Here is a 20874-nt window from a genome sequence, read left to right as displayed (position 1 = left end):
GCTGAGAGCATAGGCAAGGATTCAACGAGATGGAGCTGTCGATGCCGGAGAGCGGCCAGAAAACAACACAAGGGCACATAACCGAAAGAGCCGGGACCCTTGAAAGTGGCACCGCCACCCATGGCCCCGCTACCCCCGTCGTCACCGCCGCCCGGCGGACGGGGCTGCTCGTCACCCTCGTCCTCGGCGGACTCACCGCCCTCCCGCCCCTCTCCATGGACATGTACCTGCCGGCGCTGCCGGAGGTCACCGGCGCGCTGCACGCCCCCGCCGCCACCGTCCAGCTCACCCTGACCGCCTGCCTCACCGGCATGGCCCTCGGGCAGCTCGTCGTCGGCCCCATGAGCGACAAGTGGGGCCGCCGCCGCCCGCTGCTCATCGGCATGATCGTGTACGTCCTCGCCACCGCCGTCTGCGCCCTCGCGCCCACCGCCGAACTCCTCATCGGCTTCCGGCTGCTCCAGGGCCTCGCGGGTGCCGCCGGCATCGTCATCGCCCGCGCCGTCGTCCGCGACCTCTACGACGGCGTCGAGATGGCCCGGTTCTTCTCCACCCTGATGCTGATCTCCGGCGTCGCCCCGATCGTCGCGCCCCTCATCGGCGGCCAGATCCTGCGGTTCACCGACTGGCGGGGCGTCTTCTACGTCCTCACCGTGATCGGCATCCTCCTCACCCTCGTCGTCCACCGCTTCCTCCACGAGACGCTGCCGCCCGAGCGGCGGCACGAGGGCGGCGTCGGCCAGGCCCTGCGCACCATGAAGGGCCTCCTCGCCGACCGGGTCTTCACCGGCTACACGCTGACCGGCGGGCTCGCCTTCGCCGCCCTCTTCGCGTACATCTCCGCCTCGCCGTACGTCATCCAGGAGATCTACGGCGCCTCGCCGCAGACCTTCAGCCTCCTCTTCGGCGTCAACTCCGTCGGGCTCGTCGTCGTCGGCCAGATCAACGGCAAGCTGCTCGTCGGACGCGTCAGCCTCGACAAGGCACTCGGCTGGGGCCTCGGCGTCATCCTGCTCGCCGCCCTCGCGCTGACCCTCATGACCACCGGCGTCTTCGGCGAGACCGGCCTCGTCCCCGTCGCCGCCGGACTCTTCGTCCTGATGTCCGCGATGGGGCTGACCCTGCCGAACACCAACGCCCAGGCCCTGATGCGCACCCCGCACGCCGCCGGCTCCGCCTCCGCGCTGCTCGGCACCACCTCCTTCCTGATCGGAGCCGTGGCCTCCCCGCTCGTCGGCATCGCGGGCGAGCACACCGCCGTCCCGATGGCCGTCGTCCAGCTGAGCTGCGCCGTCCTCGCCGCCGTCTGCTTCCTCACCCTGTGCCGCCCCTGGCAGCGCACCCGAGGGTCCGCCGGGCCGCGCGCCACGGCGGCCTAGACTGTCTCGGTGAACGCCTCCCCCTCCGCCGACACCCTGCGCGCCGCCCTCGCCGGGCTGCTCGCCGGGCTGCCGCCCCGCCAGGCCGCCCAGGCCGTCGAGCGACTGATCGCCAACTACCGGGGCACCACCCCGACGGACGCCCCCGTGCTGCGCGACCGCTCCGACGTCGCCGCGTACGCCGCGTACCGGATGCCGGCGACCTTCGAGGCGGTACGCGGAGCCCTCGGCGCCCTGCGCGAGGCCGCGCCCGACTGGGAGCCCCGTACCCACACCGACATCGGCGGCGGCACCGGCGCGGCGAGCTGGGCCGTCGCCGAGGCCTGGGAGGACGAGCCGCCCCGCACCACCGTCCTGGACTGGGCGGAGCCCGCGCTCGCGCTCGGCCGCGAACTGGCCGGGAGCGTCCTGGACGCGCAGTGGCGGCGCGAACGGATCGGCGCCGCCCTGCGCCTCGACGACACCGACCTCGTCACCGTCTCGTACGTGCTCAAGGAACTGACCGCCGCCGACCGGACGGCCCTCGTGGCCGAGGCCGCGCGGGTGGCGCGGACGGTCGTGATCGTCGAGCCCGGCACCCCCGACGGCTACGAGCGGATCATCGCCGCCCGCACGCTCCTCGTCGACGCCGGTTTCACCGTCGCCGCGCCCTGCCCGCACAGCGGGGCCTGCCCGATCGAACCGGGCACGGACTGGTGCCACTTCTCGGCCCGGGTGAGCCGGTCCTCGCTGCACCGCCAGGTGAAGGGCGGCTCGCTGCCGTACGAGGACGAGAAGTACGCCTACGTGGCGGCGACCAGGCACCCGGTGACGCCCGTGGCCTCCCGCGTCACCCGCAGGCCGCAGATCCGCAAGGGCCTGGTCCAGCTGGAACTCTGCGGCCCCGACGGCCTCGCCCGTGAGACGGTCACCAAGCGGCACGGACCCCTGTACAAGCGGGCCCGTGACGTGGCGTGGGGCGACGCGTGGCCGCCGGAGGACGAGGACTGACCGTCCGAACGCCGGGGGCCCGGCCTGTGGTCACGTCCCGGCGGAGAGCTCCAGGCCCGCCGGGATGGCGAGGAAGGCGCGCTCCACCCCCGGGAGCAGGGTGCGCAGGCCGCCCCGGCCGCCCGAGCGGACCCAGTCGCGCGCCGCGATGCTCCACCCGGTGCCGGTCAGCTCCGCGAGGACCCGGGGCCGCAGGTCGTCCGCCGGCAGTCCCAGCCGCTCCGCCAGCAGGTCCCCGATCCGCTGCTCGGCCCCGGCGCGGTGGTGCGCCACATGGGCCAGCAGCGCCGGTTCCCTCAGTACGAGCCTCCGGGTGGCGACGTAACGCTCCCCCCAGTCCGCCCCCAGGGCGGTGACGGCGCCGCACAGCACGTCCTGGAGTTCCGCGAGGACGGGCCCGTGCAGCGCGCGCTCCTCCAGCGCGGCCACGAGGGCCGCCCACAGCTCGGCCTCGGCCTCCACGGCCGCCGCCTCCTTGACCGGGAAGGTGCGGAAGAACGTGCTCTTCGACACCTCCACCGAGTCGACGAGATCCTCCACCGTGGTCGCGTCGAGGCCCCGCTCGGTGAACATCCGCAGCGCGGCGGCGGCGAGCGCCTGACGGGTCCGCAGCTTCTTCCGCTCCCGCAGCGGCAGCGAACGGTCGTCGGCGGAGGTGGGGGTGGGAGTGGAGGAGGGGGAGGGGGCAGCCATGGCGGCACCCTACCGACGGGGGACGGGCGACGGACCCGTCCCCGCACCGCCCCCGCACCCCGGGGACCCGGCCGGTCAGGACACCGCCGGGGGCCGTAGCTCCTGGGTGCAGCACTTCACGCTGCCGCCGCCCTTGAGGAGTTCGCCCAGGTCCATGCCGACGGGTTCGAAGCCCCGGCCGCGCAGGGGCTCGAAGAGGCCCACCGCCGCCTGCGGCAGCAGCACGTGGCGGCCGTCGCTCACCGCGTTGAGCCCGAGGGCCGCCGCGTCCGTGTCCGTCGCGATCAGGGCGTCCGGGAAGAGCCGGGCGAGCACCGCGCGGCTGCCGGGGGAGAAGGCGTCCGGGTAGTACATGATCTCGTCGGCCGCGTCGTCCAGGACGCAGAGCGCCGTGTCCAGGTGGTAGTAGCGCGGGTCGACCAGTTCGAGGCCGATCACCGGGCGGCCGAAGAACTCCTGCGCCTCGTCGTGGGAGAGCGGGCTGGACCGGAAGCCGCGCCCGGCGAGGATCCAGGAGGCGGTGACGGCGAAGTCGCCCTCGCCCTCGTTCACATGCTCCGGGGCCCGTACGGCGTCCTCCGCCCAACCGTTTCCGCGGAACCAGGACAGGTGCGCGTCGGCCTCCGCCGCGCGCTCCGGGTGGGCGAACTTCGCGCCGAGGACCCGGCCGTCGACGACGGTGGCGCCGTTCGCCGCGAAGACCATGTCCGGCAGCGCGGGGTCGGGGACGAGCAGTTCCACGGTGTGGCCGAGCGCGCGGTAGCGGTCGCGCAGGTCCTCCCACTGGGCGAGGGCCAGCGGCAGGTCGACCGGTTTCGTCGGGTCCATCCAGGGGTTGATGGAGTACGTCACCGTGAAGTGCGCGGGTGGGCACATCAGGTAGCGGCGGGGCGAGGGCGTGCGCGGAGTGGTGCGCAAGGAGGGCTCCTCACGGGCGGGCGGACGGAGTCACCGGCGGGTGAAGATCCGCCGGATCGGTGGACCCCATGGTGCGCCTTCCGGGCCCCGCGCGCTGTGGACCGTTCGGGTGGTTCGCGTACCCCCGCCGCACCCCCGCCCCGCCGCACCCCCGCAAGCGCCGCCGCCCCGCCCCACCTCGCGAGACGCACCGTCTCGCGCGCGGTTAGACTGGGCCCATGCCCGACACCAAGGCCCCCGACGCATCCCGCCGCAGCGAGCGCTCCCGCAGCGCCATCTTCGCCGCCGCCCTCGCCCTCGTCTCCGAGAACGGCTACGCGAAGACCACCATCGAGGGCATCGCCGCCCGCGCCGGTGTCGGCAAGCAGACCATCTACCGCTGGTGGCCCTCCAAGGCGGCCGTCCTCCTCGACGCCTTCCTCGACCTCGTCACGCGGGCCAACGAAGCCATTCGGGGGAACGACGCCCCCGGCGGGGAAGGGGACGGCGAGATCCCCGACACCGGAGACCTCGCCGCCGACCTCCGGTACGTCCTGCGCGCCACCGTCGACGAGATGAACGACCCCACCTTCGACGCCCCCACCCGTGCCCTCGCCGCCGAGGGCATCGTCGACCCCGAGCTGGGCGCCCGCTTCACCGAAGCCCTGCTCGAACCCCAGCTCCAGCACTACGTCCGCCGCATCGAGGCCGCCCAGGTCGCCGGTGACATCGACCCGGACATCGACCCGCGCGTCGCCCTGGAGCTCCTCGTCGGCCCGCTCCACCACCGCTGGCTCCACCGCACCCTGCCCCTCACCCACGCCTACGCCGACACCCTCGTCGACCTCGCCCTGCGCGGCCTCGCCCCCAGGCGCTGACACATCTCACAGGGAAGCCGGGACATCTCACAGCACCCCGGTTCCGCACTCCGGTCACCCGAGGCGCAGGATGGTGGGACCATGGGCAGAGCCGAACGGGCGAGCATGAGGTGTGAGGGGATAGATGGGCGACGGCATCGGCCGCTACCGCGGCACGGAGAGCAAACTCGCACAGTGGCTGCGCAGGCGCCCGAAACGCACCGCGGCCGACGACGAGAACGACCGCGAGAAGCTGCTCCTGGCCGTCGCCGCCGCAGGGCTGCCCCTGGCCCCCGCCGCGTACCCCGTCGGCTACAGCTGTTCCTGTGAGCGGATCGGCTGTCCCACCCCCGCCCGGCACCCCGTCTCCTTCGCCTGGCAGACGCAGTCGACCACCGACCGCGCGCAGATCGAGCGCTGGGCGCGCAACGAGCCCGAGGCGAACTTCATCACCGCCACCGGCATGGTCCACGACGTCCTCGACGTACCGCTCGCCGCGGGCCGGGCCGCCCTGGAGCGGCTCCTCGCCGAGGGCGTGGAGGTCGGTCCGGTCGCCGAGTCGGCCGACATCGACACCGTCGGCGGGCGCATGCTCTTCTTCACCGCCACCCGGGGCACCCCCGAGGACGAGGACGAGTGGTGGCCGTGTGAGCTGGACTGCCACCCGGAGACGATGGACGAGCACCCGGGGCTCCGCTGGCACTGCCGCGGCAGCTATGTGCTCGTACCCCCGGCCAGGCTCCCCGGCGACGAGGGCGACCGTCCGGTCGTCGCCTGGCTCCGCGGCCCCGAGCACCCGCTGCCCGACCCGCTGAACCTCCTGGAGACCCTCCAGGACGCCTGCGCCCGCCACGCGGCGGAACGCGAGGCGGACGGGGACGGAGAGCACACGGCCCACGAGATCGCGTGGCCGCTGACCCGGTGAGGTCGCCTGCCCCGGTGAGGTCCGGCCCGTCCGACCCGGTGAGCGGCTGATCCGCCTGATCCGGTGAGGGTCCGACCCGCCTGATCCGGTGACGGACCGGTCGCCTCGCCGAGAGGCCGCCCGGTCCTCCCGGCGGCGTTCTACGACCCCTGCGCCCCCACCACGCCCTGGAGCCGGGCCTTGACGGTGACCGCGTCGCGGTCCGTGCCCGCCGGCCGCACCAGGGCCACCTGGTCGGACACCCACTCCTTGGTGACGGTGTTCTTCACGTCACCGGTCATCAGCGCCTTGATCTCGGGGTCGACCTTGGGCCGGTAGCCCGGCGCCGCCGTCTGCCGCTCGAAGAACCGGGTCGAGAAGAACACGAAGGCGTCGCCGTCCTTCGTCCGCAGCCCGAAGGGCGCGAAGTCGCCCTGGTCCGTGACCCGGTCGAGGAACTGGGTCGCGAGCCCCGGCCGCTTGGCGGTCTTCTGCCGCTGCTCCCGCCAGGTCGTCGTGTGCGGCCCCGCCGCGAACGGCCCCGGCCGCCCGTCCTTGAGGTACGAGACGTACGCCGTGCCGAGGTTCTTCGGCGCGACCGCCAGGGTGTCGGTGTCCGCGGCGACCGGCACCGCGTACCCCTCCTCCTCGGCGAACTCGGGCACCTGCGAAGGGCCGAGGATCACCAGGTGGGCGGCCTCCCACAGCTGCTGGGGACCATTGCGGACGAAGACCAGTAGCCAGCGCTGGTCGCCAGGGCCCCCGTCGGTGTCCAGGTTGGGATCGGTGTCCGCGAGGAACCACCGCGGCCAGCCCGCCTTGCGCGGCAGCGTGAACCGCGCGTCGGTGAGGGCGAGCGGCCGGTGGTTCGCGTTGCCGCCGGGGCTGGTGGCCGCCCGCGCGCGCAGCCCCGCCTGGTTGATCTCCCCGAGCGGGCCGGTGACCCGGTCCGCGTCCTGGGCCGGGTCGTACGCCTTGTCGGCACGGTTGTAGGCGGCCGTGAAGTCGGCGAGCGCCTGCGCCGCCTCGGCCGGGGTCGCCGGGGGCAGCAGCGCGCTCTCACCGTGCACGGTCACGCAGCCGCTCGCCGTCAGAGCGAGGACGGCCGAGGCCGCCACCGCTCCCAGGAGTCTCGTGGGCCGCCGTGCCGACGACCGCTCAAGCGGTCCTGCCGGCGCTCGCCCCAGCCTCAGCCTTGTCATCGGTCGCCTTCTGCTTCTTCACCCGCGCGGACGGACCCGACCCTATCGGGGCCAGGAAGAGCGCGAGCGTCGGGACCAGATACAGCGCCCACACCGTGACCTGAAGGACCGTCGGGTCCGGCTGGAAGTTGAAGACGCCCTTGAGGAGCGTGCCCAGCCACTCGTCCGGCGGGATCGTCTCCGAGATGTCGAAGGCCTTGTTCGCGAGGCCGCCGAGGAAGCGGGCCTCCTGGAGGTCGTGGACGCCGTACGCGAGCACGCCCGCCGCCACCACGACCAGCATCCCGCCGGTCCAGGTGAAGAACTTCGCCAGGTTGATCTTCAGCGCGCCCCGGTAGAACAGCCAGCCGAGCAGCACCGCCGTGAGCAGGCCGAGGAGGACCCCGGTCAGCGGCGCGTACGTGCCGTCGGAGGAGGCCCGTACCGAGGCCCACACGAAGAGCGCCGTCTCCAGACCCTCGCGGCCCACCGCGAGGAAGGCGGTGGCGACCAGCGCGCCGGTGCCCATCTGGAGGGCCGCGTCCAGCTTGCCGTGCAGCTCCGTCTTGAGGTGCCGGGCCGTGCGCCGCATCCAGAAGACCATCCAGGTCACCAGGACCACCGCGACGATCGACAGCGAGCCGCCGAGCAGTTCCTGCGCCTCGAAGGTCAGCTCCTGGGAGCCGAACTCCAGGCCGGCGCCGAAGGCGAGGGCCACACCGACGGCCACGCCGATGCCGATCCAGATCGGCTTGAGGGCGTCCCGTCGGCCGGTCTTCACCAGATAGGCGATGAGGATGCTGACGACGAGGCTGGCTTCCAGGCCCTCGCGCAGGCCGATCAGATAGTTACCGAACACGTCGGTTCCCTTCCTGGAGTGCGTGCGGAGTCACGAGAACAGCCCCCGGCCCCACCAGTCGTCCTTGTTCCGGACGCCCGACGGGATCGCGAACAGCGCCGAACCCACGTGCTGGATGTATTCGTTGAGGGCGTCGGTCGCCAGCGAGGTCTGCACCGGGATGAAGCCGGTCCGGACGTCCTTCTGGTACGCCAGGAAGAACAGGCCGGCCTCCAGCCGGCCGAGGCCGTCCGTGCCGTCCGTGAAGGAGTAGCCGCGGCGCAGGATCGTCGCCCCGTTGTTGGTGTCGGGGTGGGCGAGCCGGACGTGCGAGTCCGGCTTCATCGCCTTCAGGAACGGCGCGTCGTGCTCCTTGGGCTTGCCCATGGGCGCGCCCTCGCGCTTGTCGCGGCCGAAGACGTCCTCCTGCTCGGCCAGCGACGTACGGTCCCAGGTCTCGATGTTCATGCGGATGCGGCGGGCGACGAGGTACGAGCCGCCGTCCATCCAGGCGGCGCCGCCCTCGGCGTCCTTGCCGGAGACCCAGACGTGCTTCGCGAGCCGGTCGGTCTCGGTGCCCGCGATGTTGCGGGTGCCGTCCTTGAAGCCGAAGAGGTTGCGCGGGGTCTGGGCGTCCGGGGTCGTCGAGGACGTCTTGCCGAAGCCCAGCTGCGACCAGCGCACCGCGACCTTGCCGAAGCCGATCCTGGCCAGGTTGCGGATGGCGTGCACGGCGACCTGCGGGTCGTCGGCGCAGGCCTGGACGCAGAGGTCGCCGCCGCTGCGCGCCGGATCGAGGTTGTCGCCCGGGAACTTGGGCAGCTCCACCAGGGCCCCGGGCCGCTTGTCCTTCAGCCCGAAACGCCCGTCGAAGAGCGAGGGGCCGAAGCCGATGGTGAGGGTGAGACGGGAGGGCTTGAGGCCCAGGGCCTCGCCGGTGTCGTCCGGCGGCGCCTCCGGCAGACCGCCGTAGGCGCCCTCGCCGACCTCGGCGCCGGCCGTCATGCGCTCGGCGGCCCGCGTCCAGTCCTTGAGGAGCTGGACCAGCTCGGCGCGGTCCTTCGTCGTCACGTCGAAGGCGGCGAAGTACAGCCGGTCCTGTACGGCGGTGGCGATGCCGGCCTGGTGCTCGCCGTGGAACGGCACGGCCGCGCCGCTGTCCGCGACCGGCACGGGGGTGTCCCCGTCCCGGGTCAGCGCCACGGCGCCGCCGGCCGCGGCGGCACCGAGCGCGAGCCCGGCACCGCCCCAGCCGATGACCGTACGGCGGGAGGGCGCGGTCGCCCCGGCGGCCGCGGTCTGCTCCTGGGTTTCCTCGGACATGTCCGTCTTCCCGTCCCTGCTGACTCGACGACTACTTGACGACGGCGGCGGCGAGCTTGGAGAGCGGCTCGGCCAGGGCGTTGACGCCGTCCGACAGCTCCTTGCGCTCGGGCTTGCCGACCTTCTCGTACGAGGTGAAGACGTAGGAGGTCTTGTCCGTGCGGTACTTGTCGAGCAGCGTGTTCAGCGCGGCGAACTGCTTGTCCAGGTCGGCGACGAGCTTCGGGTCGTTCTTGGTGGCGACCGGCTTGAGCAGGTCGAAGGACTTCTGGGCGCCCTCGACGTTCGCCTTGAAGTCGACGAGGTCGGTGTGCGAGTAGCGCTCCTCCTCGCCGGTGACCTTGCCGCTGGCGACCTCGTCCAGGAGTTCCTTGGCGCCGTTGGCCATGGAGGTCGGGGTGATCTCGGCCTTGCCGACCCGCTTCACCCAGTCCGCGAGGTCCTTGTCGAGGAGGTCGGCGAGCTGCTTCTCACGGGCGCCGATCTTCTTGTCGTGCCAGAGCGCCTTCTCCAGACGGTGCCAGCCGGTCCAGTCCTTGGCCGGGTCCTGGCCGTCCTCCAGGCCGTCCTCGCGGACGTCGACCTTGGGGTCGATGTCGCCGAAGGACTCGGCGACGGGCTCGGTGCGCTCCCAGCCGATGCGGGACTCGGCGTAGGCCTTCTTCGCGGCCTCGACGTCACCGGCGCGGACGGCGTCGGTGAAGACCTTCACCTTGGGCAGGGTCGCGTCGGCCTGCGCCTGGACGTACTGGCGGTAGGAGGCGACGGCGGCGTCCATCTCGGGGGAGCGCTTGGCGGTGGCGGCGCCCTTGCCGGTGGCCTTGACCTGCTGGCGGATGCCCTCGCCCTGCATGCCGGGCTTGCAGGCGATGGCGTAGTCGCCGGCCTTGATCTCGGCGGTGAGCGTGGCCTTGACGCCGGGGCCGATGTTCTCGCGCTCGGTGACGATCCGGTCGTCCGGGTAGAGGACGTAGACCTCGGTGATCTTGGAGCCGCGGTTCTCGACGGCCAGCTTGACGTGGCCGGCCGGGAACTCCTTCTTCGAGACCTCGCAGGAGTCGTCCTTGGCGATGACGGTGATCGTGCCGTCGTCCGCCTTGGCGTCGCTCTTCTCGGCGCAGCCCGTGACGGCGGCCAGAGTCGCCGCGGTCGCGGCGGCGGTGACGACGGACAGACGGACGGCTCGCATGAGGACTCCAGGGACGCGGGGACGGACTGAGGCGGACCTAACTTAACCGAGGCTTACCTCAGCAATACCCACCCGTCCAGTGATTCAGCTCTCAACCCCGCCAGCCCGGACACGGTGGGATCACAGGGACTTCATGGGCTTCTCATGGCCGGGTCAAGAGAGAGTCAAGAGTGGGTGGATGGGGAGGAATTGCCCGCATTCGCCTTGTTCGGTGATGCGCACCGGTACGGCCGAGGCGACGCGCCTCGCGTCGAGCACCGCCGAAAGGGTCAGGGCCGCACCCGATTCCCGGGTGCGGCCCTGCCGGCATGCCGTCGGATGTTTCAATTTCCGCCATGAACACGACCGTGCACAGCACCGACACCGCCACCGACATCGACGTCCTCAGGGTCTTCTGCGCGGGCGACGGCCGGCACGGCAACCGGCTCGGAGTCGTACGGGATGCCCGTACCCACCCCGACGAGGCCTCCCGGCAGGCGCTCGCCAAGGAACTCGGCTTCAGCGAGACGGTGTTCGTGGACGACCCGGAGCGCGGGGTCGTGGACATCTACACCCCCGGGCTGCGGCTGCCGTTCGCCGGACACCCGCTCGTCGGCGCCGCCTGGCTGCTCGACCTGGAGGTCATCTGCCCGCCGGCCGGTGAGGTGTGGGTGCGCGGGGACGGGGAGTTCACCTGGATCGAGGCGCGCGCCGAGTGGGCGCCGCCGCGGACCCTGCGCCGGTACGGCTCCGCCGCCGAGGTGGACGCCCTCGACGTGCCCGAGCCGGGGGAGTGGATCTACGCCTGGGCCTGGGAGGAGGAGGCCGCGGGCCGGATCAGGGCGCGGGCGTTCCCGGGGCGCGGCGACGGCATCGACGAGGACGAGGCGACCGGCGCGGCGGCGCTGCTGCTCACGGCGGAGCTGGGACGGGCCCTGAACATCACGCAGGGCCGGGGTTCGCAGCTGCTCACCGCCCCCGGCCCCGACGGCATCGTGGAGTTGGGCGGACGGGTCCGCCTGGAGGGGACGCTCACGCGCTGAGCGCGCGGGCGCCGGACGCCCACGGGCTCACGCGCTGAGCGGGAACTCGCCTCCCAGCTGGTGGAAGACCGCGCTGTTGAAGTCGAACGCCCGCTTGCACTCGTCGACGATCCGCTGCTTCTCCAGGTCGTCCGCGTTCACCCCGTCGAGCAGTTCGCGGTACGCCCGCTTGAACGCGGCCGGGTTGCCGATCGCGTCGAACACGTAGAAGCGGACGCCGTCGCCCTTGCGCGTGAAGCCCCAGGTGCGCTCCGCCTTGTCGCGGATGATCTGGCCGCCCGACAGGTCGCCCAGATAGCGCGTGTAGTGGTGCGCCACATATCCGGCGGGCCAGTCGCGGGCGCACTCGGCGACCCGCTCGGCGTAGGCGGCGGTGGCGGGCAGCGGGGAGGCGGCGGCGCGCCAGCCGGGGCCCCGCAGATGGGTGAGGTCCTGTTCCAGGGCGGCCGTGCGGAACAGCTCCGGCTGGATGAAGGGCCCGGCGACCGGGTCCTCGCGCAGGGCCTCCGCACCCTCCTCCAGGGCCCGGTAGACGAACCACAGCTGCTCCGTGTAGCGGGCGTAGGCGTCGACGGCGAGCCGTCCGCCCAGGAGGTCGCTCATGAAGGACGAGGTCTCCGCCTCCGTGTGCTGCTCGTGCGAGGCCGTACGGATGAGCGTGGAGAAGGGCGTGTCCAAGGCGTGCCTCCGGGACCGATGGGACGGGAACCAGTGACGATCCTGTCGAGTTAGGCTTGCCTAAGTCAACTGGTTCCCGACGTCCTGTCGGTAAGAAGCTACCCACCCGGAGGGTCAGGGCAACGTAAGGATCTCGGCCCCGTTCTCGGTCACCACGAGCGTGTGCTCGAACTGCGCGGTCCGCTTCCGGTCCTTGGTCACCACGGTCCAGCCGTCGTCCCACATGTCGTAGTCGTGGGTGCCGAGGGTCAGCATCGGCTCGATCGTGAAGGTCATGCCGGTCTTGATCTCGGTGGTGTGGTGGGGGGAGTCGTAGTGCGGGACGATCAGGCCCGAGTGGAAGGACGAGTTGATGCCGTGACCGGTGAAGTCGCGGACGACGCCGTAGCCGAAGCGCTTGGCGTACGACTCGATGACCCGCCCGATGATGTTGATCTGGCGCCCCGGCCGCACCGCCTTGATCGCGCGGTTCAGGGACTCCCGGGTCCGCTCGACGAGCAGCCGCGACTCCTCGTCGACGTCACCGCAGAGGTAGGTGGCGTTGTTGTCGCCGTGGACGCCGTTGATGTACGCGGTGACGTCCAGGTTCACGATGTCGCCGTCCCGCAGGACGGTGGAGTCGGGGATCCCGTGGCAGATGACCTCGTTGACCGAGGCGCACAGCGACTTCGGGAACCCCCGGTAGCCGAGCGTCGACGGGTACGCGCCGTGGTCGCACATGAACTCGTGCGCGACCCGGTCGAGCTCGTCGGTGGTGACGCCCGGGGCGATGTGCTTGGCGGCCTCCTCCATCGCCTGAGCGGCGATGCGGCCGGCGATCCGCATCCGCTCGACGGTGTCGGAGTCCTGCACCTCGGGCCCGGTGTAGGGGGTCGGGGCGGGCTTCCCGACGTACTCGGGGCGGCGGATGGAGCCCGGAACGGAACGATGGGGGGAGAGCTCCCCCGGTACGAGAAGCGACTGGCCAGACATGCCAGCGAGTCTAACGACCGGGTCTGGGGCAGCATGGTCTCGGAGGAAGGAGCCGACGACGATGGCCTTGTTCAAGAAGCGCACCGTGGGCAAACCGGGCGAGTGGTACTACTGCCTGGAGCACAAGAAGGTGGAAGAGGGCCCCGAGTGCCCGGCGAAGAACCGTTTCGGCCCCTACGCCAGCCGTGAGGAGGCCTCCCACGCCATGGAGACCGCCCGCGACCGGAACCTGGAGTGGGAGACCGATCCCCGCTGGCACGACAAGGGGCGGACGGAAGAGGACCCCGACTGAGGCGGGCGCCGGGGCGAGGCGCGCGCGGCCGGGGCCGGCCTCAGACGGTCCCGGCCGACTCCGGGGCCGGCCGCTCGTCGGCCGACTCCCGGGCCGCCCGCTCCCCGGCCGTCTCCTGCTGGGCCTTGCGGCGCAGTGAGTCCTCGTCGGTGTCGGAGTCGTACGTCAGGAGCTTCGGCAGCGCCAGACAGAGCAGCCCCACCGAGGCCACACAGGCCACGCCGCCCGTCCAGACCGCCGACCGGGTGCCGGTCCAGCCCGCCATCACGCCCGCCCTGACCTGGCCGAGCTGCGGGCCGACGCTGTACGAGAGCACCTCGATGCCCGCCAGCCGGCCGCGCAGCTCCTCCGGGATCGTCTGGTTCCAGATCGTGGCGCGGCCGAGTCCGCTCAGCATGTCGCCCGCGCCCGCGAAGGCCAGGCACAGCAGCACCGGCCAGACGTTCCCGAACCAGCCGGCCGCCGCGATGGCCAGACCCCAGCCGGCCGCACCGCCGACCACGAGCAGCCCGTGCCGCCGCACCTTCGAGGTCCAGCCGCTGGTCAGACCGAGGACCAGCGAGCCGACCGAGCCCGCCGCGTACATCAGACCGAGCGACCAGTCGGCGTCCAGCTCGTCCGCGAGGAACGGGAAGATCGTGTTCGGGAACGCGAAGAACATCGCCGCCAGGTCGATCGCGTACGTACCCAGCAGCACCGGCCGCGACCAGGCGTACCGCGCGCCCTCCGCGATGCCCCGCAGCGAGGGTTTCTCGGCGTCGTGCGCGGGCGGGGCCGGGGAGAGCCGGCGGCACAGCAGCACCGATACGGCGAAACCGGCGATCGTCACGCCGTACGCGGGCGCGTGGCCCGCGTAGGCGACCACGAGACCGGCGAGGGCCGGGCCCGCGATCGAGCCCATCTGCCAGCGCAGCGAGTTCAGCGCCGCCGCAGCCGTCTGGTGCTCGTGCGGCACGATCCGGGCGAGCAGCGAGTCCAGGGCCGGGCGCTGGAGGCCGGCGAGCGCGGAGACACCCGCCGCGACCACGTACAGCGGCCAGAGCATCGGGACCGGCAGCAGCGCGTTGAGCAGCAGGACCAGGGCGAGCAGCCCGAGGCCCGCCTCGGTCGCCAGGATCACCTTCCGCCGGTCGACCGCGTCGGCGAGCGCCCCGCCGTACAGCCCGAACACCACCAGCGGCACCAGCTCCACCGCGCCCATCGCACCGACGGCGAGCGGCGAACCCGTCAGCTCCTTGATCTGGAGCGGCAGGGCGATCATCGCCATCGCACTGCTGAAGTACGTGACGAGCCCCTGCACCCAGAGCAGCCGGAAATCGGCGGACGCGCGCCAGGGCGCGAGGTCGGGCAGCAGGGCGGAGAACTTCGCGAAGGGGGAGGACACGAGGGGCCATGCTCCGACGGGGAGACGACACGGGCAACCGAATTTGCGGGCGTGCCGAAGACGGAGCCGTCACCCTGCTGCGCCCGGCCCCGGCCCTGCCAGCGCGCCGGCGGCGGCGTGCGCCCGGCCCTGCCAGCGCGCCGGCGGCGGCGTGCGCCCGGCCCTGCCAGCGCGCCGGCGGCGGCGTGCGCCCGGCCCTACCAGCGCGCCGGCGGCGGCGCCGTCAGGCGGTCCGCCAGGGACGAGAGGCGGTCCCGGAAGCGGCGGCCCCGGGGGGAGGGCACGCTGTTCTCGCCCGCCGCCGCGCTCACCAGGTGCTGCACCGTGTCCAGGTCCACCTCCGCCCCCTCCGCCACCGTCAGCGCCTCGTGCGCGAGACCCCGCACCTCCGCGTCACCCCCGTCGAGCGAGAGCACCGTCGCCCCCGCCCGCCGGGCGTCGTGCACCCGCTGGAGCAGCCCGGCGTCCGGCCGCTCCGGCGCCACCATCAGCAGCGTCGCCCCGCGCCCCGCCGCCTCCAGCCGCCCCAGACCGACCCCCAGGTGGGCCGGAGCCCCCGGCCGCACCCGGTGCCGTACCAGCGTCGGCGCCAGCTCCGGCAGCCCCGACCAGGCGGACTCGTCGACCAGGTGCGCCGCCAGGTGCCAGGGCTCGTACTCCTCCGTGCCGACCAGCAGCAGCCCGCCCCGGTGCGGGACGACCGAGGACCGGAGCGCGCCCGCGAACCTGCGGGCCGCCCCCGGCCACTCCGTCCCGGCGAGCACTTCCCGCAGCAACGCGACCCGTACGGCATCCATGGGCCCGCATTCTGCACCGCTGCGGGGCCCGCGCGCGGCCGGTCGCGGGGGTTCCACCCGTACGGGACTCCCGGCAGCCCGACCGGTCGGTAATGTCGGGGCCATGACTTCCTCCAGCGCACCCCAGGACCCCGCCGCCGCGCCCGCCGCCCCCAAGGCCGCACCCAAGGACCCGTGGGACCTCCCCGACGTCTCCGGCCTCGTCGTCGGCGTCCTCGGCGGCACCGGCGACCAGGGCCGCGGCCTCGCCTACCGGCTCGCCAGGGCCGGCCAGCAGGTGATCATCGGCTCCCGTGCCGCCGACCGCGCCCGCGACGTGGCCGCGGACATCGGCCACGGCGTCGAGGGCGCCGACAACGCCGAGACCGCCCGCCGCAGCGACGTCGTGATCGTCGCCGTGCCCTGGGAGGGCCACGCCAAGACCCTGGAGTCCCTGCGCGAGGAGCTCACGGGCAAGCTGGTCGTCGACTGCGTCAACCCGCTCGGCTTCGACAAGAAGGGCGCCTACGCCCTCAAGCCCGAGGAGGGCTCCGCCGCCGAGCAGGCCGCCGCGCTCCTCCCGGACTCCCGGGTCACCGCCGCCTTCCACCACCTCTCCGCCGTCCTCCTCAAGGACACCTCCGTCGAGGAGATCGACACCGACGTGATGGTCCTCGGGGAGGAGCGCGCCGACGTCGAGATCGTCCAGGCCCTCGCCGGCCGCATCGCCGGCATGCGCGGCGTCTTCGCCGGCCGGCTGCGGGGCGCCCACCAGGTCGAGTCGCTCGTCGCCAACCTGATCTCGGTGAACCGCCGGTACAAGGCCCACGCCGGGCTCCGCGTCACCGACATCTGAGCCGGCCCCGAGCCGGTCCCTGCGGGGCGGAGGGCATGGGGGACACTGGACGGGCACAGCAGCCGTACCCGGACAGGAGCCGACCCCCATGCCCCGCCTCGCCCTCTACGCCCTCGTGGTCTGCGCCCTGGCCGTCACCGCGGCCGTCGTCGCCTTCGTCGAGGGCAGCCTCCTCGGCATCGTCTGGATCCTGCTCGCCGGCCTCTCCTCGAACATGGCCTGGTACTACGTCCGCCGCGCCAGGATGGAGAAGGCCGCCGCCGCGGAGGGCTAGGTCCGGTCTCAGACCTCGCAGAACTCCGGCGTCCCCTGCCAGAAGCGGAACAGCTGCGAGCCGCAGTAGCGGCTCGCCTCCGGCACCCCGAGCGACCGCAGCAGCGCGTCGATCGCGTCGAAGAAGGCCGTGTTCAGCGCGGGCACGAACAGCAGCGCGATCACGATGAAGAAGCCGTACGGCGCGTACGGCTCGATCTGCCGCTTCACCTTGTACGACAGCCAGGGCTCCACGACCCCGTAGCCGTCGAGCCCCGGCACCGGCAGGAAGTTCAGCAGCGCCGCCGTCACCTGGAGGAACGCCAGGAACGCCAGCGCGAAGCGGAACGTCATCGGCACTCCGTCGAGCGCGTCCAGCCAGAACGGCGCCGTGCAGACCAGCGCGAACAGCACGTTCGTCAGCGGGCCCGCCGCCGAGATCAGGCTGTGCTTCCAGCGGCCCTTGATCCGGCCCTGGTCGATGAAGACCGCGCCGCCCGGCAGACCGATCCCACCCATGATCACGAACAGCACCGGCAGCACGATGCTCAGCACCGCGTGGGTGTACGCGAGCGGGTTCAGGGTCAGATAGCCCTTCGCGCCCACCGTGATGTCCCCGCCGTGCAGGGCCGTACGGGCGTGCGCGTACTCGTGCAGACAGAGCGACACCACCCACGCCGAGGTCACGAAGAGGAAGACCGCCAGACCGGGCGAGGCGGCGAAGTCCGTCCACACCGCCCAGCCGGTGACGGCCATGACGGCGAGGATCGCCAGGAAGACGGGACTGATCCGCCGTTCGTGGCGCCGGGTGGTGGCCGTGGTCATCGCGGGAGCTCCCAGGGGACGGAGGCGGGACGGAGACGGGATCGTGCGCTGCCTGATGTGCGGGAAACGTACCGGGTGACGGGGCGAGTTCCGGAGTCGGGGACCTTCTCACGGAGAATGGGCCCGTGCGCTACTCCGTCCTCGGTCCAACCCTCGCCCGCACCCCCGAAGGCACCGATGTGTCCGTCGGCGGCCCGCGGGTCCGTGCGCTGCTCACCGTCCTCGTCCTGCGGGCGGGCCGGACCGTGCCCGTGCCCGACCTCGTCGACGAGGTCTGGCACGGCGACGAGCCGCCCGCCGACGCCGTCGCCGCGCTCCAGGCCCTGGTCGGACGGCTCCGCAAGGCCCTCGGACGCGACCGGATCGTCTCCGCCGAGGGCGGCTACCGGCTCGACGCCCGGCCCCAGGACGTCGACGCCCGCCGCTTCGAGCACCTCGCCGTCGAAGGGGTGGCCGCCCTCGCCGCCGGCGACCCGGCCGGGGCCGCCGCCCTCCTCGACGAGGCCCTGGGCCTGTGGCGCGGTCCAGCCCTCGCCGATCTGCCGGACCGGGACGCGGAGGCCGCCCGCTGGGAGGCCCGCCGCCTCGACGCCCGCCGCGCCCGGCTCGGCGCGGCCCTCGCCCTCGGCGAGGCGCACGCGGCGCTCCCCGAGCTGACCGCCCTCTGCGCGGCCCACCCGCTGGACGAGCCCCTCCAGGTCCTCCGGATCCGTGCCCTGCGGGACACCGGACGCGCGGCCGAGGCGCTCGCGGCGTACGAGTCGGTCCGCCGCGCCCTCGCCAACCGCCTCGGCACCGACCCGTCCCCCGCCCTGCGCGCCCTCCACGCGGAGCTCCTGGCCCCGGCAGCGCCCACCGCCCCGCCCGAGGCCCGGCCCGCCGCCCCGCCCGCCGCCGATCCTCCGGCGGCGCGGCCCGCGGCCCCCGGTAACCTCCGGGCCCGGCTCACCAGTTTCGTCGGGCGCGACGAGGAGATCGCCCTGGTCCGCGAGGACCTGCGCCGCGCCCGGCTCGTGACGCTCCTCGGGCCCGGCGGGGCCGGGAAGACCCGGCTGTCGCAGGAGGCCGCCGAGCGGGGCGCCGGGGACTGGCCGGACGGCGTCTGGGTGGCGGAGCTCGCGCCCGTACGGGACCCGGAGGCCGTCGCCGAGGTGGTCCTCGCCGCGGTCGGCGCCCGCGAGACCGTACTGCGCGGTGCCGGAGCCGAGGAACTGCGTGGCGGGGGCGATCCTTCCCCAAGGACTTCGTCCAGGGGATACCCCATGGCCCGGCTCGTCGAGCACTGCGCCGGGCGGCGGATGCTCCTCCTCCTCGACAACTGCGAACACCTCGTCGGCGCGGCGGCCGAACTGGCCGAGGCCCTGCTCGCACGCTGCCCCGAGCTCCGGGTGCTCGCGACGAGCCGGGAGCCGCTCGGCGTCCCCGGGGAGGCGATCCGGCCCCTCGGCCCCCTGCCCACCGGGATGGCGCTGCGGCTGCTCGGGGAGCGGGGTGCGGCGGTCCGCCCGGGGTTCGTGACCCAGGACGACCCGGTCGCCGCGGGCGAGGTCGTACGCCGGCTCGACGGCCTGCCGCTCGCCATCGAACTGGCGGCGGCGCGGCTGCGGATGCTGACCCTGCGCCAGATCGCGGACCGGCTCGACGACCGGTTCCGGCTGCTGACCTCGGGGGCACGCACGGTGCTGCCCCGGCAGCAGACCCTGCGGGCGGTCGTGGACTGGTCGTGGGACCTCCTGGACGACGCCGAACGGTCGGTCCTGCGCCGTCTCGCGGTCTTCACGGGCGGCTGCGGCCTGGAGGCGGCGGAGGCGGTCTGCGCGGGGGAGGGGGACCCGGGGGAGGAGCGCGCCGACGAGCGCGGCCCCGGTGGGGTGCCCGCCGTCCTCGACCTGCTCGGTGCCCTCGTCGACAAATCGCTCGTCGTCGCCGCGCCCGGCGACACCGGTATGCGGTTCCGGCTGCTGGAGACCGTCGCCGAGTACGCCGGGGAGCGGCTCGACGAGGCGGGGGAGCGGGGCGCCGTCGAGCGCCGGCACCGCACGTACTACCGCGAACTCGCCCGCCGTTCCGACCCCGAGCTGCGCGGTTCCCGGCAGGTCGAGGCCATGGCCCGGTTCGCCGTCGAGTACGGGAACATCCGCTCGGCGATGCGCCGCGCCGTCGACGCCCGCGACGAGGACGAGGCCCTCGTCCTCGTCCACTCGCTGCTCTGGTACTGGCAGATGCGCGACCTGCGCGCCGACGCCCTCCACTGGGCGGAGTCCGTCGCCGCGCTCGGGCCCGACCCGTTCGGGACGCCCGCCGCCCCCGTCGTACCGCTGCACGAGCCGTGCACCGTCGTACCGCTGCCGCTCTCCGAGGAGCAGCGCTGGGAGGCCCGGCGCGGGGTGCGGCTCATCGAGCTGCTCAACATGGACTACGACACCGGCCGCTGGACCACCCCCGCCGGGGTCGCGCGGCTGCGGCGGATCAACGAGATCTACCCGCCGGGGCTCCCGCAGACCTGCCGGCTGCCCGGCTCCTTCACGGTCTTCGCCGTCCTCCTCATCGGCGAACCGGGCCGCATGGGCGAGGCCCTGGAGGAACACGTCACCGCCTGCCGCCGCCACGGCAGCGAGTGGGAGCTCGCCAACGCCCTCCAGCTGCGCGCCAACATGCTCGCCAACCGGGCCGACCTGGCCGAGCGGGCGAGCGCCGACGCCGAGGAGAGCCTGGAGATCTTCGTCCGCCTCGGGGACTCCTGGGGCGCGGCCGAGGCGCTGTCCTCGCGCGCCGAGGCCCGCGAGCGGCGGCTGGAGTTCGAGGGCGCGGCCCAGGACTACGCCGACGCCATCACGTACGCGGAACGGATCGGCGCCCAGTCCCAGATGGCGCTGCTGCGCGCACGCTACGCCGACATGCTGATCGAGACCGGCCGCGGCGTGGAGGCGGAGGTCATCCTGCGCGCGGTGGTGGAGGGGGAGCACGGCCGGGGCCACGAACCGATGCTGGCCGGGCGGATCTTCCTGGCGCTGCTGCTCGGCCGGACCGGCCGGACGGCCGAGGCCCGGGCGCATCTGGAGGGGCTGCTCGACGAGTTCGGCTCCCAGAAGCTGTTCAGCTCGGAGACGTTCTCCATCTTCGAGGGCTTCGCGCTCGGCAGCCTCAGCTGGGTGGACAACCTCGACGGGCGGTACGCCTCGGCGCTCGTGACGGCCCGGCGGGCGTACGAGCGCTCCCTCGGCGGCCTCTCGCAGATGGTCGCGCCACAGATGCCGTCGACCCATCTGATCAGCGCCTCCTGGGCGCTCGCCGGGCTCGGCGGCCCCTCGGCCCGTACGGCGGGGGTGCTGCTCGGCGCGTACGAGGGGCTGACGCCGCCCGGGCACCTCGCGCCGCCCATCGAGCGGGAGAACCGGGAGCGGGCGACGGAACTGTGCCGGTCCGCCCTCGGGGACGGGGAGTTCGAGGCCGCGTACGCCGAGGGCGGCGGCCTCTCCCTCGGGGAGGCCGCCGCCCTGCTCGGTCGCGCCGCCGACGCGATCAGTGAGCGCGCCGAGTCCTGATCCCCCGGAGGGACCCCCGTA

At 73.3% G+C, this 20874-nt stretch carries 20 protein-coding genes; 9 read left to right on the top strand and 11 right to left on the bottom strand.

Annotated features, from left to right (window positions below):
• Positions 1–41: 41 nt before the first annotated feature.
• Complete coding sequence (locus V4Y03_RS09135; RefSeq protein WP_332437136.1) at positions 42–1379, top strand: Bcr/CflA family multidrug efflux MFS transporter; 1338 nt, start codon at positions 42–44, stop codon at positions 1377–1379.
• Between the two features lie 9 nt (positions 1380–1388).
• Complete coding sequence (locus tag V4Y03_RS09130; protein WP_332434585.1) at positions 1389–2369, top strand: small ribosomal subunit Rsm22 family protein; 981 nt, start codon at positions 1389–1391, stop codon at positions 2367–2369.
• 30 nt (positions 2370–2399) lie between these two features.
• Here the strand turns inward: V4Y03_RS09130 and V4Y03_RS09125 are convergent, their stop codons facing one another.
• Positions 2400–3062 (bottom strand): TetR family transcriptional regulator, encoded by a 663-nt coding sequence (locus V4Y03_RS09125; RefSeq protein ID WP_332434584.1) that lies wholly within the window; start codon positions 3060–3062, stop codon positions 2400–2402.
• Positions 3063–3137: 75 nt separating this feature from the next.
• Positions 3138–3980 (bottom strand): dimethylargininase, encoded by an 843-nt coding sequence (ddaH, locus tag V4Y03_RS09120; RefSeq protein WP_443079761.1) that lies wholly within the window; start codon positions 3978–3980, stop codon positions 3138–3140.
• 218 nt (positions 3981–4198) lie between these two features.
• Between ddaH and V4Y03_RS09115 the strand changes: the two genes are divergently transcribed.
• Both V4Y03_RS09115 and V4Y03_RS09110 read left to right on the top strand, forming a co-directional pair.
• Entirely contained in the window at positions 4199–4837 is a 639-nt protein-coding gene (locus V4Y03_RS09115; protein WP_317875119.1) for a TetR/AcrR family transcriptional regulator, read from the top strand.
• A 124-nt stretch (positions 4838–4961) separates the two neighbouring features.
• Entirely contained in the window at positions 4962–5741 is a 780-nt protein-coding gene (locus V4Y03_RS09110; RefSeq protein ID WP_317875118.1) for a bifunctional DNA primase/polymerase, read from the top strand.
• A 140-nt stretch (positions 5742–5881) separates the two neighbouring features.
• On the opposite strand, the gene V4Y03_RS09105 is transcribed toward V4Y03_RS09110, so the two are convergent.
• From V4Y03_RS09105 to efeO, 4 genes are read right to left on the bottom strand one after another with little or no spacing between them, the layout of a single operon-like run.
• Positions 5882–6922: a hypothetical protein gene (locus tag V4Y03_RS09105; RefSeq protein ID WP_332434583.1), complete on the bottom strand. Its 1041-nt coding sequence runs from the start codon at positions 6920–6922 to the stop codon at positions 5882–5884.
• Complete coding sequence (gene efeU, locus V4Y03_RS09100) at positions 6879–7760, bottom strand: iron uptake transporter permease EfeU (RefSeq protein ID WP_317875116.1); 882 nt, start codon at positions 7758–7760, stop codon at positions 6879–6881. The genes V4Y03_RS09105 and efeU overlap by 44 nt, the downstream gene beginning before the upstream one ends.
• A 30-nt stretch (positions 7761–7790) precedes the next feature.
• Complete coding sequence (gene efeB, locus V4Y03_RS09095; RefSeq protein WP_317875115.1) at positions 7791–9062, bottom strand: iron uptake transporter deferrochelatase/peroxidase subunit; 1272 nt, start codon at positions 9060–9062, stop codon at positions 7791–7793.
• A gap of 31 nt (positions 9063–9093) precedes the next feature.
• Complete coding sequence (gene efeO, locus V4Y03_RS09090) at positions 9094–10251, bottom strand: iron uptake system protein EfeO (RefSeq protein WP_317875114.1); 1158 nt, start codon at positions 10249–10251, stop codon at positions 9094–9096.
• A 335-nt stretch (positions 10252–10586) separates the two neighbouring features.
• Here efeO and V4Y03_RS09085 point away from each other — a divergent pair, with 335 nt between their 5' ends.
• Positions 10587–11273 (top strand): PhzF family phenazine biosynthesis protein, encoded by a 687-nt coding sequence (locus tag V4Y03_RS09085; RefSeq protein WP_317875113.1) that lies wholly within the window; start codon positions 10587–10589, stop codon positions 11271–11273.
• A 27-nt stretch (positions 11274–11300) separates the two neighbouring features.
• On the opposite strand, the gene V4Y03_RS09080 is transcribed toward V4Y03_RS09085, so the two are convergent.
• On the bottom strand, positions 11301–11951 hold the full coding sequence (locus tag V4Y03_RS09080; RefSeq protein WP_317875112.1) for a biliverdin-producing heme oxygenase: 651 nt from the start codon (positions 11949–11951) through the stop codon (positions 11301–11303).
• A gap of 114 nt (positions 11952–12065) precedes the next feature.
• Positions 12066–12923, bottom strand: coding sequence for a type I methionyl aminopeptidase (gene map / locus V4Y03_RS09075; RefSeq protein ID WP_317875111.1), 858 nt, complete (start codon positions 12921–12923; stop codon positions 12066–12068).
• Between the two features lie 61 nt (positions 12924–12984).
• Here map and V4Y03_RS09070 point away from each other — a divergent pair, with 61 nt between their 5' ends.
• On the top strand, positions 12985–13215 hold the full coding sequence (locus V4Y03_RS09070) for a hypothetical protein (protein WP_317875110.1): 231 nt from the start codon (positions 12985–12987) through the stop codon (positions 13213–13215).
• Positions 13216–13255: 40 nt separating this feature from the next.
• Here V4Y03_RS09070 and V4Y03_RS09065 read toward each other — a convergent pair whose 3' ends face one another.
• Together V4Y03_RS09065 and V4Y03_RS09060 are read right to left on the bottom strand one after the other, a co-directional pair.
• Positions 13256–14599, bottom strand: a complete 1344-nt coding sequence (locus V4Y03_RS09065; protein WP_332434582.1) for an MFS transporter — start codon at positions 14597–14599, stop codon at positions 13256–13258.
• 197 nt (positions 14600–14796) lie between these two features.
• Positions 14797–15396, bottom strand: a complete 600-nt coding sequence (locus V4Y03_RS09060; RefSeq protein ID WP_332434581.1) for a hypothetical protein — start codon at positions 15394–15396, stop codon at positions 14797–14799.
• Positions 15397–15499: 103 nt separating this feature from the next.
• On the opposite strand from V4Y03_RS09060, the gene npdG reads away from it, so the two are divergent.
• Both npdG and V4Y03_RS09050 read left to right on the top strand, forming a co-directional pair.
• On the top strand, positions 15500–16231 hold the full coding sequence (gene npdG, locus V4Y03_RS09055; RefSeq protein WP_332434580.1) for an NADPH-dependent F420 reductase: 732 nt from the start codon (positions 15500–15502) through the stop codon (positions 16229–16231).
• Between the two features lie 88 nt (positions 16232–16319).
• Complete coding sequence (locus V4Y03_RS09050; protein ID WP_317878866.1) at positions 16320–16505, top strand: hypothetical protein; 186 nt, start codon at positions 16320–16322, stop codon at positions 16503–16505.
• Positions 16506–16513: 8 nt separating this feature from the next.
• Here V4Y03_RS09050 and V4Y03_RS09045 read toward each other — a convergent pair whose 3' ends face one another.
• Positions 16514–17308: a site-2 protease family protein gene (locus V4Y03_RS09045; protein WP_317878865.1), complete on the bottom strand. Its 795-nt coding sequence runs from the start codon at positions 17306–17308 to the stop codon at positions 16514–16516.
• A gap of 125 nt (positions 17309–17433) precedes the next feature.
• On the opposite strand from V4Y03_RS09045, the gene V4Y03_RS09040 reads away from it, so the two are divergent.
• Complete coding sequence (locus tag V4Y03_RS09040) at positions 17434–20853, top strand: AfsR/SARP family transcriptional regulator (protein ID WP_332434579.1); 3420 nt, start codon at positions 17434–17436, stop codon at positions 20851–20853.
• Positions 20854–20874: the final 21 nt, after the last annotated feature.

The organism is Streptomyces sp. P9-A4 (assembly GCF_036634195.1).
Lineage (GTDB): Bacteria > Actinomycetota > Actinomycetes > Streptomycetales > Streptomycetaceae > Streptomyces.
Note: the sequence above shows the minus strand (reverse complement) of the source record. Positions and strands in the feature narration are given on the sequence as shown.

What these genes read in the sequence shown, in the direction of transcription:
- V4Y03_RS09135 (WP_332437136.1), top strand. Translation starts at nt 42, where the DNA reads ATGCCGGAGAGCGGCCAGAAAACAACACAAGGGCACATAACCGAAAGA.
- V4Y03_RS09125 (WP_332434584.1), bottom strand. Translation starts at nt 3,062, where the DNA reads ATGGCTGCCCCCTCCCCCTCCTCCACTCCCACCCCCACCTCCGCCGAC.
- V4Y03_RS09115 (WP_317875119.1), top strand. Translation starts at nt 4,199, where the DNA reads ATGCCCGACACCAAGGCCCCCGACGCATCCCGCCGCAGCGAGCGCTCC.
- V4Y03_RS09110 (WP_317875118.1), top strand. Translation starts at nt 4,962, where the DNA reads ATGGGCGACGGCATCGGCCGCTACCGCGGCACGGAGAGCAAACTCGCA.
- V4Y03_RS09105 (WP_332434583.1), bottom strand. Translation starts at nt 6,922, where the DNA reads ATGACAAGGCTGAGGCTGGGGCGAGCGCCGGCAGGACCGCTTGAGCGG.
- efeB (WP_317875115.1), bottom strand. Translation starts at nt 9,062, where the DNA reads ATGTCCGAGGAAACCCAGGAGCAGACCGCGGCCGCCGGGGCGACCGCG.
- efeO (WP_317875114.1), bottom strand. Translation starts at nt 10,251, where the DNA reads ATGCGAGCCGTCCGTCTGTCCGTCGTCACCGCCGCCGCGACCGCGGCG.
- V4Y03_RS09085 (WP_317875113.1), top strand. Translation starts at nt 10,587, where the DNA reads ATGAACACGACCGTGCACAGCACCGACACCGCCACCGACATCGACGTC.
- map (WP_317875111.1), bottom strand. Translation starts at nt 12,923, where the DNA reads ATGTCTGGCCAGTCGCTTCTCGTACCGGGGGAGCTCTCCCCCCATCGT.
- V4Y03_RS09070 (WP_317875110.1), top strand. Translation starts at nt 12,985, where the DNA reads ATGGCCTTGTTCAAGAAGCGCACCGTGGGCAAACCGGGCGAGTGGTAC.
- V4Y03_RS09060 (WP_332434581.1), bottom strand. Translation starts at nt 15,396, where the DNA reads ATGGATGCCGTACGGGTCGCGTTGCTGCGGGAAGTGCTCGCCGGGACG.
- npdG (WP_332434580.1), top strand. Translation starts at nt 15,500, where the DNA reads ATGACTTCCTCCAGCGCACCCCAGGACCCCGCCGCCGCGCCCGCCGCC.
- V4Y03_RS09050 (WP_317878866.1), top strand. Translation starts at nt 16,320, where the DNA reads ATGCCCCGCCTCGCCCTCTACGCCCTCGTGGTCTGCGCCCTGGCCGTC.
- V4Y03_RS09045 (WP_317878865.1), bottom strand. Translation starts at nt 17,308, where the DNA reads ATGACCACGGCCACCACCCGGCGCCACGAACGGCGGATCAGTCCCGTC.